Below are 18264 nucleotides of genomic sequence, written 5' to 3' on the forward strand. Positions count from 1 at the left end.
AAAAAGTTGAAATTAACCCTTCAAAATCGATGGAAAAATACCATTTGTAGGGTATTTCTGCCGCCTTATTCAAGTTAAAAGAATCTATTCAAACTGTTAATTAAATTTCTCAGTTAACACGACAATCAACGTTTAAAATGAAAAAATCCCGATTAGAGAATCTATTTCTCAAAATCGGGATTTAAATACTCTTCAATTAAGTTGATCTAGTCTCTTATCAACTTCTTATATCTAATACGTTTAGGAGTAACATCGCCCAATCGTTTCTTCTTATTCTCTTCATACTCGGTAAAACTACCTTCAAAAGAATACACTTGAGAGTCACCTTCAAAAGCTATAATGTGCGTACAAACACGATCCAGGAACCATCTGTCGTGCGAAATAATAACTGCACAACCTGCAAAGTTTTCCAGACCTTCTTCTAACGCTCTCAACGTATTTACATCTAAATCATTGGTAGGCTCATCCAGTAACAACACGTTTCCTTCCTCTTTCAAAGTCATTGCAAGGTGCAAACGGTTGCGTTCACCACCAGAAAGTGCGGACACCTTTTTGTTCTGTTCTGATCCTGAGAAATTAAATCGGCTCAGGTAGGCTCTTGAGTTGACCATTTTCCCGCCCATCATGACCATGTCCTGACCATCAGCGAAGTTTTCCCATATAGACTTATCCTGATCGATGTTAGAGTGTGTTTGATCTACGTAAGCTAGTTTGACCGTTTCACCTACTTTGAAAGAACCTTTGTCTGGTTCCACCTCATCCATGATCATTTTGAAGATGGTGGTTTTACCAGCACCATTGGGACCTATAATTCCTACGATTCCGTTTTGTGGTAGTACAAAGTTTAGGTCTTCATACAACAGCTTATCGCCAAAGGCCTTGCTCACACCACTAGCATCAATAACATTAGTTCCCAATCGTGGACCGTTAGGGATATAGATCTCTAATTTTTCTTCCTTGGCTTTTTGATCTTCATTCAAGAGTTTATCATAGTTATTCAAACGAGCCTTTTGTTTGGTCTGACGACCTTTAGCTCCTTGACGCACCCAGTCCAGCTCACGCTGTAATGTCTTGCGGCGCTTGGATTCGGTTTTTTCTTCTTTTGCAAGTCGGTCACTTTTTTGCTCCAACCAGCTAGAATAATTTCCTTTCCATGGAATTCCTTCACCACGATCCAATTCTAGAATCCATCCTGCAACATTATCAAGGAAATACCTATCGTGAGTTACTGCGATGACGGTTCCTTTATATTGTGCTAAGTGTTGTTCCAACCATAAAACAGATTCTGCATCAAGGTGGTTGGTAGGCTCATCCAGAAGTAAAATTTCTGGTTCTTGAAGCAATAATCTACAAAGTGCCACGCGGCGCTTTTCTCCACCAGAGAGATTTGCGATACTCGCGTCGCCAGGTGGCGTACGCAACGCATCCATAGCGATCTCCAATTTAGTATCCAGTTCCCAAGCATTTGATGCGTCGATCTTGTCCTGCAATTCTGCTTGACGATTCATCAACTTATCCATTTTATCAGAATCAGAGTAGTTCTCTTCCAACCCAAAGTCATCATTGATTTTATTGTATTCATCAAGGATCGCAACTGTTTCAGCTACGCCTTCTTTGACGATTTCCATAACGGTTTTGGACTCGTCCAGTTCAGGCTCTTGTTCCAGATAACCTACATTATAGCCAGGTAGGAAATTGATATCGCCTTGATAGTTTTTCTCTTTACCAGCTATAATCTTTAATAGGGTTGATTTACCAGAACCATTGAGACCCAGGATCCCAATTTTGGCTCCGTAAAAAAAGCTTAGGTAAATGTTTTTCAATACCTGTTTTCCCGTGCTTTGGTAGGTCTTGGATAGACCAGACATGGAAAATATTACTTGTTTGTCGTCACTCATTGCAATGTTGTTTTTTCTTGTAAAATAGTATGTAATTCTTCGAGGGATTGATCAGTGTAACGCTTTCGCGAAAGCTTTAAATCCTCCATCCCATCAACACGTATTAATAATCCCAATTCTTGTAAGCGTACTTCCCGCAAATCAGTAAATAAAAACCCGATGGTTTTATGTCCCAGTAGCTTCATGGTTACACTTTTAGACCCGTAAGAAACTGCATTTGAAGTCGTGAAACTGTCCATGCTCAAATAGGCAAAAAGCGTTATGGCTACTCCAGCGGCAATGTAAGCATACACGATAGGGCCATCAAGGAACCAGCACAAAAACGCAAGCACAAATAAAGCTGCCGCGGTATAGGTGATGCGCAGGTATTTCTTACTATTTAAATTCCTGATTTTAATTTCTCGCTTCATTAAACGCGACCTTTCAATGCATTAAATACCCAGGCAATCGCAAAAAAACCAATACCTACAGCAGCAAAGCCGTAGCCTGCTACTTCTCGATATCTAAAGGCTCCCAGCGCGATTAAACCAACGCCTATAATAATCATGATCAAGGTTGCCCATCCTAAAACTCCGTTCTTATTCATTGCCATAATTACTGTTTTTTAAATAATGCGCTGTGCAAATATACATTGCTATGCATCCTGTTTACTCGCTTTTTTTGAGCCTCGATACATTTCATATTTGACGAGTCTTGCTTCCAATTTACCATTAAAAAGCTTGATCCTGCGCGAGGCTTTTAAGCCTACATGCTTCAAGGCTTCAAGATTACCTGTGATCATCCATGCAGTACTGCCGGCATATCTAGTTTTAAGAGTGTCGCCTATCTCTTTATAAAAGGCTTCCATATCAATTTCCAATCGCTCATCGTACGGTGGATTGAACAATAAGAAGGCTTGGGCACTTTGTGAATCTCTAAAGAAATCACCTTTTTCAACACTCACAAAATCCTGAAGGTTGGCATTTTTGACGTTTTCAATGGCTTTCTCTACCGTGTACCCATCTGCATCACGAGCGATGATCTTACCGTCAAAACCTCTCATCTTTTTCAAACAACTCTCCTGAATATTCTCAAACAGTTCATTGTTATAATCTGGCCATTTCTCAAAACCGAACTCTTTCCTATTAATATTAGGAGCGATATTAGCTCCTATCATTGCTGCCTCAATCGCTATAGTTCCACTACCGCACATAGGATCAATAAAAGTGGATCGCTGGTCCCAGTTGCTTAAGAGAATAATCCCAGCTGCCAGGACCTCATTGATAGGTGCCACGTTAGTCTGGTCGCGATAACCTCTTTTATATAAAGGATCACCACTGGTGTCCAGAGAAACATCAACGGTTTGGTCATTAATGTGAACCGATATGCGCAGATCAGGATTTTTTGTATCCACATCAGGTCTGCGGCCATGCTTATCGCGCAATTGATCCACAATGGCATCCTTTGTTTTGAGCGCCACATATTGACTGTGATTAAAATATTGCGAGGATACCGTTGCATTTACCGCGAGTGTATCGTGTGGCGTTAGAAATTTTGTCCAATCCATTTGATAGATGCCATCATACAAATCGACTTCATTGCGCGCCCTAAAACTATGAATGGGTTTCAATATTCTGATCGCGGTACGCAGCATCATGTTTGCCTTGTACATAAAACCTTGATCGCCAGCAAAGCTCACCATACGCACGCCTTTCTCGATATCCATGGCTCCCAGATTCCTAAGTTCGGTTTCCAGAACTTCCTCTAGTCCAAAAAGAGTTTTGGCAATCATCTTAAAATTTTGCGACATGCGATAGGGTTTTGAGCGGCAAAATTAAGGTATTTTTGCCGCCTATGAGTGACACAAACGACCAGACTACATGGTATTCCAGTTGGTTCGACACGCCCTACTATCACATTCTGTACAGGGATCGTGATTATATCGAGGCTGGGCAGTTCATGAAGCGACTTACAAAACGTCTTGAGCTCCAACCGCAGGCGCACATCCTAGATCTTGCTTGTGGTCGCGGCCGTCATAGTATCTTTTTGAACAGGTTAGGATATGATGTTACCGGTGTTGATTTGAGTGAAAGTAGTATCGCTTTCGCGAAAGCGAAATTAGACCACATCAAATCTGGAAACCTTGAACTGGGTGAACTTGGAACCGGCGAGGTGCAACTGGACCGCATTAAATTTGCGGTTCATAACATGACCGAACCTTTTCATGAAAAGTTTGATGCGATCTTCAATTTGTTTACCAGCTTTGGGTACTTTGATGATCCCAAGGATAATTTAAAAACAATCCAAGCCATCAAAAATGGCCTCAAGCAAAATGGATATGGTGTTATTGACTTTTTCAATTCGCACAAAGTGATTGAAAACCTGGTAGCCCAAGATGAAAAGACGGAAAAAGGAATTACATTCAAACAATCTCGCAGATTTGAAAACGATCATATTTTCAAAGAAATCAGATTTAAGGAAGACGGTAACAACTTCCATTTTACAGAACGAGTGCAAGCCTTAACCCTAACTGATTTTGAATTCTATTTTAAGGTCGCTGGACTTGAACTGGTTTCAACTTATGGTAGTTATCAATTGGATGACTTTAACGAGAAAAAGAGCGATCGACTCATTCTAGTATTTCAAACAGCAAAAGAATCATGATGAATTTGTGGTTGCCATTTCTAGCAGTTGTTATAGGTAGTGCTACGGCTTTTATATTTAAAGAAGTTTCTAGACAACGCATGAAACTGCTATTGGCTTTTTCAGGTGCTTTTTTATTGAGTGCTGTTGCTACAGAATTCCTGCCTGAAATCTATGAATCTGGAGATTCAACTTTTGGCATCTACTTGATAGGTGGTGTTTTCCTTCAAATTATTCTAGAATTCTTCTCAAAAGGCGCAGAACATGGTCACCTGCATGTCCACAAAGACGTTTCTAAATTCCCGATCGCTTTATTTGTAAGTCTATGCATCCACGCATTTCTAGAAGGTATGCCATTGCAGGATTCCAGCGGCATGACTTATGGGGTTGCCATTCATAAAATCCCTATTGCATTTATTTTTACTGGTTTTTTGATTGCCAATAAAGCTTCCATAGGTAAAATATTGTTGGTCATAGGGTTATTTGCAATTATGTCTCCTTTGGGTAGTCTAGTCGCACAGCATGCAGATATTGTCTCTAGCTGGATGCTGCCTATCAAGGCTCTAGTTGCTGGAATTGTTCTTCATGTTTCCACCACTCTAATCCTTGAGTCTAGCGACGGTCACCAATTCAATTTCGCAAAATTATTAGTGATGCTGGTTGGAGCTGGATTGGCTTTTTTGTTATAATTCTTTAAAGGCCAGATCTTATTCTAGCGGGCTTGTTTCAACAATTTGGTTAACTGAAAGATTTATAATCTTAAATTTCTAACTGGGTACAAGTGATTATTTAATAAAAGTGAATAAAATCCTACAGGCCTTTAGCACTTCAACCGACTTTATTCCACGTTTTAAGGAAAGGATAATTCTTTACTAAAGTAAATCTAAAGACCTCTCTCTTGCTCTTCACTAATCGTAATTTTCCCACAAATTCTGAAGCTATTGATTCCCATTAATCCCTCTTAACTAATAGAGATAATTCGTCTCTCTTAATGGATCATTTACAGGCTCAACCCTAATTATTTCAATTTTAAAAATTTATAATATGAAAAAGATAATTACTTTATTTTCATTTGCATTGATTGCATCTGCAGCAAATGCTCAGTTACAAGATGTGACGATTACCCTTCAACCTACAGCCAGCTACAATTGGTTTGATGACAACACTGCCATTGAAGATGGTGTCCTTTATGGTGGACGAGTTGGATTCGGCTTTGGGGAAGCCATAGAATTAAGAGGAATCTATGAAAGATCCAGTGACCTCAACAATACTGTTGACGGCTTCAATGTCTTTTCAGATGACTTTGTAAACAATTTCAATACGCGCGAGGTTGAAGTAGAACGTTTTGGTGGAGAATTCAAAGCTAACATTCCTACACGTGGTACTTTTGTTCCGTTTCTTACATTAGGTGCTGGTGTTCAAACTTTGAAAGTTGATATCTCTGCAGATGGTCAACCTGCTGATGAGTTAGAATCTGATCAGATCTATGCTAACTTAGGATTGGGAACCCAAATTAGATTAGGTAGAAGACTATTCCTTAATCTAGAGGCAAAAAACACCATTTTCAACTTGAATCCTGCATCTGTCCTATTTCAGGAAGGTCAGGATCAAAGTGGAGCTGAAGACTTTTTTGGGAGCAACGACAACACTAGAATGTACAACTGGTCAGTACTTGCTGGTTTACAACTTTATCTAGGTGGACGCAACCCAGAAGATTTTAGCGATTTAGACCAAGCTTATTACTCTAAATTTTCAGGTGGCCTTGGTGGTTTCAAACTTATCGTTTAGCCCGTAGGAGCTTTTGTAAACTTTGATAACGATTCCAACTTTGCCGACTCTTACTTCCTTGGAGGTAAAGTAGGTTTTGATTTGAACCAATACGTAGGTTTAAGAGGTTATTATTACCGTGCTACCAGAAACGAAGAAATCTCAACAGATTTTGATGAATTAGCTATGTATGGTGGAGACTTTGTTGCAAAACTAAATGTATCTCGTGGCCTTGTACCTTATATCACTATTGGTGGTGGTTACTTAAATGCCTATGACAGTTATGTAGGTAAAGATGAAGTGAATGGTGCTGAATCAAGCTATTTTGCTAAAGGTGGTGTTGGTATCAATATTCCACTTGGAAGAAATTTTGAAGTATTTGGTGATGCAAGTTTATTGTACACATCTAGTCGTGATAACGATGACTTAGAAAATACCATTGCACCTGATGAATTGAGAACTAACACGATGTATACTGCTGGTATTCGTTTCTTATTAGGTAAAAGAGCAGATAATACAGATGAGATACTTCAAAACAGAATAGATGAAAGAGTAGATAGTAGAACACAACAATATCAAGATCGTATTGCAGCTCTAGAATCTGAACTTTCTGAAGCTTATGACGAGAATGACTCAAGAAAGGCAGTTGCTATTATTGAAGAGAAGAAAGAGCTAGAAAAGCAAATAGAGAAAGAAGAGCAAATGCAAGCTGTAGCTCCTAAGAAAACGGAGACTAAAGAGATGATGGCTGTTGGTGAATCTAAAGTAGTATTAACACCTACAGAATTAGAAGAGCTAATTCAAAACGTCATTGAAGGTGTTGATAAAGAATCTAGAGCACCTCAAACGGTTAATGAGAGAATGGATCGTCTTGAGAGACTGTTATTGGAAATCAATACTGGAACTTACAGAGATAACTTAACTCCAGCACGTCAAGAAGATGCTACTCAAAGAATTTTGGATAAGTTGAATGACCTAGATAGAAAAATGAACCAAAATTCTATCAAAATTGAAAATCTGGATAACAACATGAGAAACCAGAATCAAGGACAAGACAAGACAGTTATTGTAACTCCAGGACAACAAGCTGCTGCTCCTATAGCTCCAGCTTTTCAACAAACACCAGAAACAACAGTAACAACTGATGCTAATGGTAATACTGTAGTGGAATCAGAAAATTCCAATACTGGTGTTGTAACTGGATATACCGTTAATGAAGGTCTTTCAATTTTCACAGGTGTAGCTATTGCAGATGATATTTCAATGGTCGTTGGATTAAGAGGTAACTATGCATTTACCAACTCTCCATTTAAATTTGTTCCAGACATCTACATCGCACCAGGAAGTGATTTAGGTTTTGGTATCAACGGTAACATTATACTTCCTTTTGATTTTCAATCTGGAGTAGTAACAAGACCTTATGTTGGTTTGGGATTGGGTTATAACGACGCAGCAGGTGAGAGTACTTTTGGACCTAACTTTATTATTGGTACTTCATTCAATCTATTGAACGGAAAGTTATTCGCAGATTATACTGCTCATAGCTTTATCGATATTCACCAAGTATCAGTAGGATACAGACTAAATTTCTAGAACATGTTAGATACAATTAATATGAAGAAATTGAAATTGGTTTTGTTGATTATGATTGCGTTTTCAAGTAACCAGATCTTTGCCCAAGATGCAAATCAAGATGCTAAGACTGAAACTGAAGGCACGATCGTGATGACAGAATCAGAACTCAAATCTTTGTTGACCACCATAGCAAATGCTAGACGTGTACAACTAAAGAGAAGAGATTCCATCAGGAACATGAATGAGCTGGATCAGTTGCGTTTGAAATATCAGGATGGGAACACGAGATCCACATCAAATGATTTGAATTCAAATCAGCAAATGATGAGAGAATTGCGTTATCTCAATAATAAGATTGACGATTTGAGTGCTTCAAGAGGCAACACAATGTCGTCACCTGGTAGAGATAATTCAACAATCATCATTCCTGGTAGCAACTCGGCGCCTGCAAATCCTTATTATTCAGGAAGCAATGGAACCACTACTACAGTGATACCTTCTGACCAAAACAAAGCTCAAGAGCTCAAAGCACTTCAAGATCAAATTGATGCGTTGAATGCAGAGAAAGCTCGTCTTGCGACAGATGCTTATCAAAAATCTGTAGCAGATAGTCTAGGTGGAATGAATAGTAGGTTGATGGATGTACGCCGGGCAATGGACAGCCTGGAAGCTAGAATGATCGCTTCAAAGAAAGTGGATCTTATAGTGGATTCAAAAACAGATGACACCTACTTCAAGCAACAAGTTTATTTTGACAATAACTCAGAGGTTTTAAAACCTGAGTATACAGATTATGTTAGACAATTGATCAATATTCTAAAGGAATATCCAGAGTCTAGGATTCAGTTAGAAGGTTGGGCGAGTCCTGTTGGTGCGGCTTCTTATAATAAACAACTATCTATGCGCAGAGCATTGTCAGTTGAAAATGTATTGTTGAAAAACGGCATTGATCAGGAACGCATTCTGACTTCATTTAGAGGTGAGGATAATTCATCTTCTGAGAAATTGGCCCGTCGTGTGGACATGTCCATCATCGTAAAATAGATCCACTAAAATGTAACAAAATGCCCTACTCTTAAAAGTAGGGCATTTTTTTTATGCTATTTCTAATGCTTAATTATTAGTTCGCTTTCGCGAAAGCGGACTCAACCACAAACAGTTTTACAAAACCAACCACACCATCGCAAGGTGACTGAAACTACCTCCTAAAACGAAAAGATGCCAGATCACATGATTGAAATACAATTTGTTCCAGGCATAAAAGACAATCCCAACGGAAAATGAAATTCCTCCCGCAATGAGCCACATCATTTGCTCTGAACTGAATGCCGCTTGCAAAGAATCCAAATCCAAGACCACCATCCAACCCATTACCAAATAGAGGATGCTCGAGAATGCTTCAAATTTCCCGGTGAAGAATAGCTTCCAAATGGTTCCAAATAGAGCGATTCCCCAAACAGCTGCCAGAATCGTCCAACCACTACTCTGCTCCAAGCTAATTAAGCATACTGGCGTGTAGGTTCCTGCTATTGAGAAATAAATAGAGATATGATCCATTTTGCGCAGGGTCCACTTGATTTTTTCTGGTTTGGCGTAATGATAGGAAGTAGATGCCGCGTACAGAAAAAGCTGAGAGACACAGTAAATGATAACAGCAATAAGAGCATACGGCGCCACGTTTTCTACTGCTTTATCTAATAAGAAATAGGTTACGATCAAAAACACTGCAAAACCAAACCCGTGGGTAATAACATTCCAGCGCTCTTCCAGCGCGGTTTGGGCTCTAGGCATGGAGAGACTTTTCTAACATTTCCTTGCGTGCTTGCTCATATTCCGTTACCATGTCTTTTACGACTTGGGCTGCTGGAATAATATCGTTGATCAATCCAGATACTTGCCCTATCTCGAGTTCACCATTGTCCATATCGCCTTCAAACATTCCTTTTTTGGCTCTGGCACGACCTAGCAGGTTTGTAAGATCTTCCTTAGTTGGTGACTGCTTATATAATTCTTGAACCTCATTCCAGAACTTATTACGCATTAAACGGACTGGAGCCAGTTCTTTTAAGGTTAAATGAGTGTCGCCTTCACCAGCCTCTACAATAGCATTTTTGAAGTTGATGTGACTACTGGCTTCTGGTGTGCAAACAAATCTGCTTCCTACTTGTACTCCATCTGCTCCTAAAGTCATTGCTGCTAGCATCACTCTACCAGTTGCAATGCCACCAGCTGCCATTAACGGTATCTTAATTGCTTTTGCTACTTGTGGAATGAGCGTTAATGTGGTGGATTCCTCACGACCATTGTGGCCGCCAGCTTCAAAACCTTCTGCAACGACTGCATCTACTCCAGCTTCTTGAGATTTTAAGGCAAACTTGACTGAGCTTACTACGTGCACTACTGTAATTCCAGCTTCTTTTAATTGAGGCGTATAGCTCTTTGGGTTTCCAGCGCTTGTAAAAACGATGGGCACTTTTTCTTCCTTAATAATCTCTAGAATCTCATCAAGATCAGAATAGAGCAATGGTACATTAACGCCGTATGGCTTGTTGGTTGCTTTTTTAGTTTTTTGAATATGTTTTCGCAAAACATCTGGATACATGGATCCAGCTCCTATTAATCCCAAACCTCCAGCATTGCTTACCGCACTGGCCAACTTCCAACCACTCGCCCACACCATTCCACCTTGAACGATGGGATATTTGATTTTAAAAAGGTCTAAGATTTTATTGTTCATGAAGTGCTTTTGTAAAATTCAAAGATAGGAAGCTGATTAAAGGATTCCAGAATGGAAGATTGAATTTCCTCTTGAAGGTTAACTTCAAAAAGTGAAATCTTAAGATACAGTTCATTTGAGAAAGACCGATTGTACAACACGTGAGAATTGAAATCTCAAACTAATTTTTTCAATTAGATCAACGCATTGATAAAACCAATCTGCAAAGACATCAACACATATAAATGGTATTTTACCCCAACTCAGCGACGAATTCTTGTGCTTTTTTAAGGTCAGTTTCCTGTATATAAAGCTCTACGCTATTATCCGGAACGCCAAATCCAGCAAGTCTACCAGATTCGGTTTGATCTTTAATAAGAACTTTAATGTTCTCGCTTTCCAGCACACTCGCAACTCTGTTTATCGTAATCGAGTCACTGGTCAAAATTTTAATGTGGTTTTTCATATACTTTTTGGTCTACTTCAATCCTATTTTAAAGGCTTTGGCATCTTCTTGGATTCTGAAAAGATAGATACCTGTTGTAAATGCATTTAAATCCACGGTGTCCACTTGCAATATTTTTTTGTCGATCAACAGTTGACCTTGTAGATTGAAAAGCTGGAAAGGAACTGCGCTTTCGCCTTGAGCGGCATTAATATAAAGCACATTATCGCGCACATAATAATTGATGTTCTCGTCTTGCATTAATTCTTGACCCGATAATGTCTGGAATGTCTCTCCAAAATCAGGTATACCATATCCCAATTGATTGTCGGGATTTGATCCTTGGCTACTTGAATTCTGAACCGCTTCCATCAATTGCGCTGGAGTGAGATTAGGGTAAGCCTGCAGCAAACACGCCATTGCACCAGCTATTACCGGACCACTATAACTGGTACCATTACCGGTAACGACACGATCTCCTATTTCTTCTACCAGTACCGTTGCGGTTCCCTGAGCCACGACACTAGGTCGTATGCGACCATCAACTGTAGGTCCTATGCTTGAAAAATCAGATTTGTTACCACTAGCGGTCACGGCTCCTATGGCAAACACGCCTGGAGCGTCTGCTGGAGCTCCAATCCATGGATAGGTAGAACTACGACCAAAATTCCCGGCGCTGGTCACTATCAACAGTCCTTTTTCTGACGCTGTAGTGGCACCGCGAGAAATAAAGGAAGAACCATCTATATCCTGATAGGTCAAACTCTCGTTGGAATTATCAAAACCTAAATAGCCCAAAGAAACATTGACTACATCAACTCCTAAGGAGTCAGCACGCTCTGCAGCTGCGACCCAGTAACTCATCTCTACAGGAGTTTCTGACCGATGGTCTTCTGTCCTAAACAGGAAATAACTTGCATCTGGTGCGGTTCCTATATATTGATCGTTTCCTTCACTTATCTGTCCAGCTATGATGCTAAAAACACGAGCACCATGGAAATTATCGCCATAAATACTCTCATCGCCAGCGACAAAATCATAACCTCCCAAAATCCTACCTTCCATTCTAGCGGTCTCAAATGCGCGATTGACATTCACTCTAGGAAAACCGCTGTCTGTAATTGCCATCCACATGTTGTCGCCGGTAAAACCACGATTGTGAAGATCGTCTAGACCTATCATTTCGATTTGGTTGGTGGCACCACCATAATCTGCTGGTAAGGTGATCTCCTCGTCAAATTTTTCATCTTGATCAATGGAGACGCTTTTTGTCTGGTCTGCATAATCCACACGATCCACAAAATCCAGGTTTGTTAATTGCTCTAGGTTTTCAAAAGTCCCAACCACGTGAGCCGCATTGAACCACTTGGATTGCGTGCGATAATCTATTCCGTTTTGGGACTTCAGCGTATTTATATAATTCTGATTTACGGGAACATCACGTTCATCGACCGCTACACCATGGCGCAATTTGCGATCCAGAGCTCGTTGAGTCAATATAGTCGATGGATTTTCTAACGAAGTTTGCACGTTAGGCTTATCCTTAAAATAAACCAAAGCATGTAGTTCTTGGGCAGAAAGCGAGGTCACAAAGACCATCGCCATTAGAGTAAATAGGGTTTTCATAACTGGAATTTAAGCAATTACGCCAGAACCTAAACACTCTCCATTATCATACCATGCTGCAAATTGACCAGGAGAAATCGCGCTTTGTGGCTCGTCAAAAATCATGTAAAGTCCATCTGCGCGCTGGTGTAGCGTTGCTGGCTCCAATTTTTGACGGTAACGTATGCGCCCCATAACATCCATGGACTGCCCTATTTCCAATTGTAAATCTGTCCTAATCCAGTGCACTTCGTCGGGTTTTATGAACAAGCCGCGACGATACAATCCCGCGTGATCCTTGCCTTGACCCACAAAAATGGTATTCGACTCTACATCAGTTTCAATAACAAACAACGGTTCTGGAGTTCCACCTACATTGAGACCGCGGCGCTGGCCACGAGTGAAATAGTGTGCTCCTTGATGTTGTCCTTTTAAAATTCCTTCAGATTCTTGATAAGTCCGCTTTCGCGAAAGCGAGTACACCTCATCTTCATTGCTCAATTCTGACATTCTGGAAACACTCAAGTGCGTTGGTATTTCTACGATGTTTCCAGTTTTAGGCTTGAGTTGCTGTTGCAAAAAATCTGGTAATCTGACTTTACCTATAAAGCACAATCCTTGACTGTCCTTTTTTCCTGCGGTGATTAAATCTTGAGCTGCGGCGATCTCGCGTACCTTACTTTTTTGAAGATGACCGATTGGGAAAAGGGTTTTGGAGAGCTGCTCCTGTGAAACCTGACACAGAAAATAACTCTGATCTTTTCCAGGATCTGCGCCTGCTATTAAATGGTGGATTTCTTTACCATCTATGGTTGTTGTCTCCTTCTGGCAATAGTGGCCTGTCGCCACAAAATCTGCTCCTAAATCCAATGCGATGTCCATAAAAACATCGAACTTAATCTCACGATTACATAATACGTCAGGGTTAGGCGTGCGGCCGCGAGCGTATTCATCAAACATGTAATTGACAATACGCTCTTTGTATTGCTCGCTCAAATCGACCGTTTGAAAAGGGATTCCCAGTTTATCTGCCACGAGCATCGCGTCGTTGGAATCTTCCAACCACGGACATTCATCACTAATTGTCACAGTATCATCGTGCCAGTTCTTCATGAATAGACCTATCACCTCGTGACCTTGCTCCTTTAATAAATGAGCCGCCACGCTGGAATCTACACCACCAGAAAGTCCTACTACTACTTTTGCCATGCTGCAAAAATACGGCAGTTCGCTATCATGCGTGTTCCCGAAACATTTGATTTGTCGATGCCCATGATTTTTTTCTCTATGGAAAACCAATGCAGACTTTTGTTCGATCAACGCAATAGGCTTGCTGCATAATCGTTATTTTGCAAGACGAATTATCAGTAGTATTATGAAGAGATTTTTGAATAAAGTTTTGTTTCTGGTTTTGTTAGTAGTTTCAATTTCCTGCGTGGATGACGACGATAATATGAACGTCATTAATGGGCCTACAGCACTGGATTTTATAATGGAAAGTCCAGATCATACGTTGATGGTACAAGCACTGGAACGCAGCCAGCTTGACTTTACACTAGATCAAGATGGAAGTTTGACCGTTTTTGCTCCCAATAATCAGGCATTTTCCACCTTCTTATCTGCCAATAATTTTGGGAGTATTGATGCTATTCCAGAAGATCTATTGAGAACCTTGTTATTGTACCACGTTCAAACGGAAATCAAAACCGTAGGACAGTTCAATTCACAATACTTCAAAACACTGGCTCAAATTGATAATGCTCAAATGGATGTTTTTGTAGAGCTTGAGAACAGCAATTTGCGCATCAACGACGAGGCAACAGTAATAGATCCAGATAACACCGTAAGCAATGGTATTGTGCATATAATTGATAATGTGCTGGATTTGCCTAGTGTTTTTACTTTGATAAGTGCTAATCCAAATTTCTCAAACCTCACAACAGCACTTACTCAAGAAGGATTAAGCATCACGCTGGATGATAATACAGACGCGTCTGCTCCATTTACCCTTTTTGCGCCAAGCAATCCTGCATTTGCTTCTTTTATCGCTGCAGATCCCAATGACGAATTTGAAAATGTTCAAGATGTTCTAGATCAAAATAATCTTGACGATCAGTTATTATATCATGTTTTGGGTAATCAGGCGTTGCGCCAGGATGCCTTTGTGGATGGGTCTACAATAAATCCGCTGGGGAATGGAACTTTCACAGTAGGCACTATGAGTGGTATCTCCATACTTGATGGATCAGGAATGACTGTTAATCTAGTAGCTACCAACATCACGGCGTTTAACGGTGTTATCCACACTCTGGATTTTATATTGCAGCAGCAGTAGTTTTCAATCTTAGTTTTTTAGACAATATGAATTTGAGGTTCGCTAGATGATTTTCAGCACGATAGATGTAGGCGTGGTTCCTAAATTCCTATTTCAGTTATCTTTCATCTTTTTCAAGATAAATAATTCCCGATTATTTTAAATGTCCACCAAAGCCACTTCTTTACTTAAAAAGCAAGTTCATGATCATTGCCTTGCCCTAGTTAAGGAACAACTAGATACCATTCAGTCGAGTCTGGATCAGCTTATGGAAGCCAAAACTAACGAAACCAAATCCAGTGCTGGCGATAAATACGAGACTGGAATGGCCATGATCCAAAATCAGGAACAGCTTTACAAACGACAACAAGTAGATGCAAAAAACCGATGGAATGTTTTGAACTCCATTGATCCCACTAAAGAAAAAACTACGGTTGATACGGGTACATTGATACAACTGTCCACTGGCTGGTTTTATATGGCTGTAGCCATTGGAAAAGTAACTATGGAAGAGCAGGATGTTTTTGTGCTTAGTCTTCAATCACCGTTAGGTGTATTGTTAAAAGGAAAAACGGCAAAAGACCAGATCAACTTTAACGGCAAACAGATTACCGTGGAATCTGTACTTTAGCATTAGAAACGATCTCCAATGAAAAACCCTTTACAAAAACAATTTGACCAACTTGAGTCCTACTTTGAAAAGGGTGATCTGGTAGCACCTAGCGTATCTGCCCAAGGAATTTACTGGCATGTGGATCACAGTTTACGCATATTGGAAGGCGTTCCAGAAATGATGCGACAATCTAAACCTGAAGATTATAAACCGAAATCTTCCTTGATCAAGTTTGTGATAATGAATACCGGCTGGATGCCACGTGGTAAAGGGAAATCACCCAAACACGTTTTGCCAGAAGATCATTTACTTGACAAGGAACACATCGCGCGACGCATGGATCACGCTTTTCATCAAATCAATACCATTAAAGATTTAGATGACGATTCCTTTATGCGCCATCCCTTATTTGGGTCACTGAATAAAAAAGAAACCGTCAAATTTCTAACGATTCATACGAATCACCATTTGAAGATCATGCGTGATATCGTGAATAAGAAAGTTTCCTAGAAACCGATCTTCTCTTTGTTTTGTGGCAAAAACAAAGCTTTTACGTGTGGTTTACTTAATTCTATAAATGTAAAAACGCCCAACGCTATTCCCAGCATTCCCGTAAAACAATTGATGATTCCTACTGCAAAGATGAAATTGTAACCTTTGTGTTTTTTAATTTTTGATGCGCCTACAAGCGTCAAGATTCCAAAAACCAAACAAATCAATGCGCCAATCAATCCAATAATCAAAAACATCCAAAAAATGGGTTCTGGAAAGGGATCTTGATTTCCCGTAGTTTCTTGTTGACTATTCACAATGCCATTTATGAAAGATCCCATAAATGCATACGCTAGAAAAAATATCATGCCTAAAAAGTTGAAACAGGCTTTTACTATAAAAAGGATACGAAGTAGATTGAGGTCGTTATCACTCATGGGTTGTGTCGTTTGCATAGTGGTTGTGGTTTGTGACGCTTTCGCGAAAGCGATATCATTAATTTAAGAACTCTTATTAAACCTTTGTACAAAGTTGAAATCCAATAAAAATGCGCGCATCATTAATTACGGCATGTTTTTAGAAGAAGTACTTTTGTCCCAAAGTTATAAATTTTGAGAATAGACATCATCACATTGCTGCCAGAGTTGATTAAAAGCCCGTTTGAGGCGTCGATATTGAAGCGCGCGATGGATAAGGGAATTGTGGAAGTTCACATGCATGATCTGCGTAGATATGGTCTGAATAAATACAATCAAGTGGATGACTATCAATATGGCGGCGGCGCGGGAATGGTGATGATGATTGAGCCTATTGACAAGATGATTACAGAGTTGAGTGAAGATCGCACCTATGACGAGATCATCTACATGACTCCAGATGGCGAAACTCTAAATCAAGGAATTGCCAATCATTTGTCTCTCAAGGAAAATATTATAATTCTTTGCGGGCATTATAAAGGTGTTGATCAACGTGTTCGAGATCTATACGTGACTAAGGAAATTTCCATAGGCGATTACGTCTTGAGTGGTGGAGAGTTGGGAGCAGCAGTTTTGTGTGATGCGATCATTAGACTAATTCCTAACGTGATTAGTGATGAGACCAGTGCTTTGACAGACAGTTTCCAGGATGGATTGCTCGCACCGCCAGTCTATACCAGACCGGCTGATTACAAAGGCAGCCAGGTGCCAGAGATATTATTGAGTGGAAATAGTGCAAAAATTGACGAATGGAGAGAGGAACAGGCTTTTGAACGTACGAAAAAACGCAGACCTGATCTTTTAACTGATGATTAATACCGACAAATAACAAAATAAACGTAATTTTACTTGTAATTAGACATTTATGAAAATACTTATACTCTCTTTTATTTTAAGCGTGATTGGTTTTTCATCATACGCTATACCTACTGAGCAGCCTGCTGTAGTGGTTCATCAAATGGCACAAAAGCCAGAGAAGATGACTTTGCTGGCAAATCCCGTTAAGGATGGTACGCTTAAGCTTTCATTTGCTAACGTTCAAAGTGAATCATTAAACGTTGTGATCATCAACTCATTGGGCAAACGTGTTTTTGAGTCCAAACGCAGTCTTAATAAGCAAACCCAAATCTTTGATGTTTCCTCACTAGCTTCAGGAATCTACTTTTTAAGAGTCAATACAGACCAATCCAATTTTGTCAAGAAACTGATCGTACAGTAGTTGGATCATTTTTATTTGAAAATTTTGGTGGAATTAATTAATAAATCTATTTTTGCACCTCGTAAAAAATAACCTCTGACGATAATCGTGAACGTTGTTTGTTTACCTAACACATTAATCTATCAAGATGACTGATTTAGTAAAATTCGTTCAAGACGAGTTTATTACAAAGAAAGAATTTCCAAAATTTGGACCTGGAGACACGATCACCGTGTTTTATGAAATTAAGGAAGGCGAGAAAAGCCGTACCCAGTTTTTCCGTGGTGTCGTACTACAGGTAAGAGGTTCTGGAGCAACTAAGACCTTTACAATTCGCAAAATGAGTGGTAACACAGGTGTTGAGCGTATCTTCCCTATGAACCTTCCAGCGATCCAGAAGATCGAGATGAACAAAGCAGGTAGTGTACGTAGAAAACGTATCTTCTACTTTAGAGAACTTACTGGTAAGAAAGCCCGTATCAAAGAGGCACGTAGAAAATAATCTACCTTATCTAGCAATATTAAAAACCGTTTCCTTCCAGA

At 39.8% G+C, this 18264-nt stretch carries 21 protein-coding genes; 11 read left to right on the top strand and 10 right to left on the bottom strand.

The window, feature by feature from the left end:
- Positions 1-206 precede the first annotated feature (206 nt).
- From ettA to BLO34_RS07285, 4 genes are read right to left on the bottom strand one after another with little or no spacing between them, the layout of a single operon-like run.
- Positions 207-1898, bottom strand: a complete 1692-nt coding sequence (ettA, locus tag BLO34_RS07270; RefSeq protein WP_090754026.1) for an energy-dependent translational throttle protein EttA — start codon at positions 1896-1898, stop codon at positions 207-209.
- Entirely contained in the window at positions 1895-2308 is a 414-nt protein-coding gene (locus BLO34_RS07275) for a hypothetical protein (RefSeq protein ID WP_090754028.1), read from the bottom strand. Before BLO34_RS07275 ends, ettA begins: the two co-directional genes overlap by 4 nt.
- Complete coding sequence (locus BLO34_RS07280) at positions 2308-2484, bottom strand: CAL67264 family membrane protein (protein ID WP_090756521.1); 177 nt, start codon at positions 2482-2484, stop codon at positions 2308-2310. Before BLO34_RS07280 ends, BLO34_RS07275 begins: the two co-directional genes overlap by 1 nt.
- Positions 2485-2532: 48 nt before the next feature.
- Positions 2533-3687 carry a class I SAM-dependent RNA methyltransferase gene (locus BLO34_RS07285; RefSeq protein ID WP_090754030.1) on the bottom strand — a complete coding sequence of 385 codons (1155 nt, stop codon included), beginning with the start codon at positions 3685-3687 and terminating at the stop codon, positions 2533-2535.
- A gap of 44 nt (positions 3688-3731) precedes the next feature.
- Here BLO34_RS07285 and BLO34_RS07290 point away from each other — a divergent pair, with 44 nt between their 5' ends.
- The 5 genes from BLO34_RS07290 (at position 3732) to BLO34_RS07310 (ending at position 8906) form a co-directional block, all read left to right on the top strand.
- On the top strand, positions 3732-4541 hold the full coding sequence (locus tag BLO34_RS07290) for a class I SAM-dependent DNA methyltransferase (protein WP_090756523.1): 810 nt from the start codon (positions 3732-3734) through the stop codon (positions 4539-4541).
- On the top strand, positions 4538-5209 hold the full coding sequence (locus BLO34_RS07295; RefSeq protein ID WP_231959422.1) for a ZIP family metal transporter: 672 nt from the start codon (positions 4538-4540) through the stop codon (positions 5207-5209). The genes BLO34_RS07290 and BLO34_RS07295 overlap by 4 nt, the downstream gene beginning before the upstream one ends.
- Positions 5210-5564: 355 nt before the next feature.
- Positions 5565-6308 carry an outer membrane beta-barrel protein gene (locus tag BLO34_RS07300; RefSeq protein WP_090754032.1) on the top strand — a complete coding sequence of 248 codons (744 nt, stop codon included), beginning with the start codon at positions 5565-5567 and terminating at the stop codon, positions 6306-6308.
- Positions 6309-6389: 81 nt separating this feature from the next.
- Positions 6390-7880, top strand: a complete 1491-nt coding sequence (locus tag BLO34_RS07305) for a coiled-coil domain-containing protein (RefSeq protein ID WP_090754034.1) — start codon at positions 6390-6392, stop codon at positions 7878-7880.
- 3 nt (positions 7881-7883) lie between these two features.
- The gene (locus tag BLO34_RS07310; protein WP_090754036.1) at positions 7884-8906 is read left to right on the top strand and encodes an OmpA family protein; all 1023 of its coding nucleotides are present in this window, start codon (positions 7884-7886) and stop codon (positions 8904-8906) included.
- A 117-nt stretch (positions 8907-9023) separates the two neighbouring features.
- Here BLO34_RS07310 and trhA read toward each other — a convergent pair whose 3' ends face one another.
- From trhA to mnmA, 5 genes are all read right to left on the bottom strand, one after another.
- Positions 9024-9653, bottom strand: a complete 630-nt coding sequence (gene trhA / locus BLO34_RS07315; RefSeq protein WP_090754038.1) for a PAQR family membrane homeostasis protein TrhA — start codon at positions 9651-9653, stop codon at positions 9024-9026.
- The gene (locus tag BLO34_RS07320; protein ID WP_090754040.1) at positions 9646-10599 is read right to left on the bottom strand and encodes an NAD(P)H-dependent flavin oxidoreductase; all 954 of its coding nucleotides are present in this window, start codon (positions 10597-10599) and stop codon (positions 9646-9648) included. Before BLO34_RS07320 ends, trhA begins: the two co-directional genes overlap by 8 nt.
- Positions 10600-10831: 232 nt before the next feature.
- Positions 10832-11044, bottom strand: a complete 213-nt coding sequence (locus tag BLO34_RS07325) for a DUF2007 domain-containing protein (protein ID WP_090754042.1) — start codon at positions 11042-11044, stop codon at positions 10832-10834.
- Between the two features lie 12 nt (positions 11045-11056).
- Entirely contained in the window at positions 11057-12649 is a 1593-nt protein-coding gene (locus BLO34_RS07330) for a S8 family peptidase (protein ID WP_090754044.1), read from the bottom strand.
- Between the two features lie 9 nt (positions 12650-12658).
- Positions 12659-13837, bottom strand: coding sequence for a tRNA 2-thiouridine(34) synthase MnmA (gene mnmA, locus BLO34_RS07335; protein ID WP_090754046.1), 1179 nt, complete (start codon positions 13835-13837; stop codon positions 12659-12661).
- Positions 13838-14003: 166 nt separating this feature from the next.
- Here mnmA and BLO34_RS07340 point away from each other — a divergent pair, with 166 nt between their 5' ends.
- The 3 genes from BLO34_RS07340 to BLO34_RS07350 all read left to right on the top strand — a co-directional run bounded on the left by BLO34_RS07340 (position 14004) and on the right by BLO34_RS07350 (position 16065).
- The gene (locus BLO34_RS07340) at positions 14004-14963 is read left to right on the top strand and encodes a fasciclin domain-containing protein (RefSeq protein WP_090754048.1); all 960 of its coding nucleotides are present in this window, start codon (positions 14004-14006) and stop codon (positions 14961-14963) included.
- 142 nt (positions 14964-15105) lie between these two features.
- Positions 15106-15573 carry a hypothetical protein gene (locus tag BLO34_RS07345; RefSeq protein ID WP_090754050.1) on the top strand — a complete coding sequence of 156 codons (468 nt, stop codon included), beginning with the start codon at positions 15106-15108 and terminating at the stop codon, positions 15571-15573.
- An 18-nt stretch (positions 15574-15591) separates the two neighbouring features.
- Entirely contained in the window at positions 15592-16065 is a 474-nt protein-coding gene (locus BLO34_RS07350) for a DUF1569 domain-containing protein (RefSeq protein WP_090754052.1), read from the top strand.
- On the opposite strand, the gene BLO34_RS07355 is transcribed toward BLO34_RS07350, so the two are convergent.
- A complete protein-coding gene (locus tag BLO34_RS07355) occupies positions 16062-16502 on the bottom strand; it encodes a hypothetical protein (protein WP_231959423.1) in 441 nt (146 codons plus the stop codon). The genes BLO34_RS07350 and BLO34_RS07355 overlap by 4 nt on opposite strands.
- Before the next feature lie 156 nt (positions 16503-16658).
- On the opposite strand from BLO34_RS07355, the gene trmD reads away from it, so the two are divergent.
- The 3 genes from trmD (at position 16659) to rplS (ending at position 18223) form a co-directional block, all read left to right on the top strand.
- A complete protein-coding gene (gene trmD / locus BLO34_RS07360) occupies positions 16659-17339 on the top strand; it encodes a tRNA (guanosine(37)-N1)-methyltransferase TrmD (RefSeq protein ID WP_090754053.1) in 681 nt (226 codons plus the stop codon).
- A gap of 49 nt (positions 17340-17388) precedes the next feature.
- Positions 17389-17742, top strand: a complete 354-nt coding sequence (locus tag BLO34_RS07365; RefSeq protein ID WP_090754054.1) for a T9SS type A sorting domain-containing protein — start codon at positions 17389-17391, stop codon at positions 17740-17742.
- A gap of 127 nt (positions 17743-17869) precedes the next feature.
- Positions 17870-18223, top strand: a complete 354-nt coding sequence (gene rplS, locus BLO34_RS07370; RefSeq protein WP_090754056.1) for a 50S ribosomal protein L19 — start codon at positions 17870-17872, stop codon at positions 18221-18223.
- Positions 18224-18264 lie beyond the last annotated feature (41 nt).

The sequence above is a fragment of the Nonlabens sp. Hel1_33_55 genome (genome assembly GCF_900101765.1).
Classification (GTDB): domain Bacteria; phylum Bacteroidota; class Bacteroidia; order Flavobacteriales; family Flavobacteriaceae; genus Nonlabens.

Coding starts and splice junctions, on each gene's coding strand:
- mnmA (WP_090754046.1), bottom strand. CDS start 13,837: ATGGCAAAAGTAGTAGTAGGACTTTCTGGTGGTGTAGATTCCAGCGTG.
- BLO34_RS07355 (WP_231959423.1), bottom strand. CDS start 16,502: ATGCAAACGACACAACCCATGAGTGATAACGACCTCAATCTACTTCGT.
- trhA (WP_090754038.1), bottom strand. CDS start 9,653: ATGCCTAGAGCCCAAACCGCGCTGGAAGAGCGCTGGAATGTTATTACC.
- BLO34_RS07285 (WP_090754030.1), bottom strand. CDS start 3,687: ATGTCGCAAAATTTTAAGATGATTGCCAAAACTCTTTTTGGACTAGAG.
- BLO34_RS07330 (WP_090754044.1), bottom strand. CDS start 12,649: ATGAAAACCCTATTTACTCTAATGGCGATGGTCTTTGTGACCTCGCTT.
- BLO34_RS07295 (WP_231959422.1), top strand. CDS start 4,538: ATGATGAATTTGTGGTTGCCATTTCTAGCAGTTGTTATAGGTAGTGCT.
- BLO34_RS07300 (WP_090754032.1), top strand. CDS start 5,565: ATGAAAAAGATAATTACTTTATTTTCATTTGCATTGATTGCATCTGCA.
- BLO34_RS07345 (WP_090754050.1), top strand. CDS start 15,106: ATGTCCACCAAAGCCACTTCTTTACTTAAAAAGCAAGTTCATGATCAT.
- rplS (WP_090754056.1), top strand. CDS start 17,870: ATGACTGATTTAGTAAAATTCGTTCAAGACGAGTTTATTACAAAGAAA.
- BLO34_RS07280 (WP_090756521.1), bottom strand. CDS start 2,484: ATGAATAAGAACGGAGTTTTAGGATGGGCAACCTTGATCATGATTATT.
- BLO34_RS07275 (WP_090754028.1), bottom strand. CDS start 2,308: ATGAAGCGAGAAATTAAAATCAGGAATTTAAATAGTAAGAAATACCTG.
- BLO34_RS07340 (WP_090754048.1), top strand. CDS start 14,004: ATGAAGAGATTTTTGAATAAAGTTTTGTTTCTGGTTTTGTTAGTAGTT.
- BLO34_RS07350 (WP_090754052.1), top strand. CDS start 15,592: ATGAAAAACCCTTTACAAAAACAATTTGACCAACTTGAGTCCTACTTT.
- BLO34_RS07325 (WP_090754042.1), bottom strand. CDS start 11,044: ATGAAAAACCACATTAAAATTTTGACCAGTGACTCGATTACGATAAAC.
- BLO34_RS07310 (WP_090754036.1), top strand. CDS start 7,884: ATGTTAGATACAATTAATATGAAGAAATTGAAATTGGTTTTGTTGATT.
- BLO34_RS07320 (WP_090754040.1), bottom strand. CDS start 10,599: ATGAACAATAAAATCTTAGACCTTTTTAAAATCAAATATCCCATCGTT.
- BLO34_RS07290 (WP_090756523.1), top strand. CDS start 3,732: ATGAGTGACACAAACGACCAGACTACATGGTATTCCAGTTGGTTCGAC.
- BLO34_RS07365 (WP_090754054.1), top strand. CDS start 17,389: ATGAAAATACTTATACTCTCTTTTATTTTAAGCGTGATTGGTTTTTCA.
- ettA (WP_090754026.1), bottom strand. CDS start 1,898: ATGAGTGACGACAAACAAGTAATATTTTCCATGTCTGGTCTATCCAAG.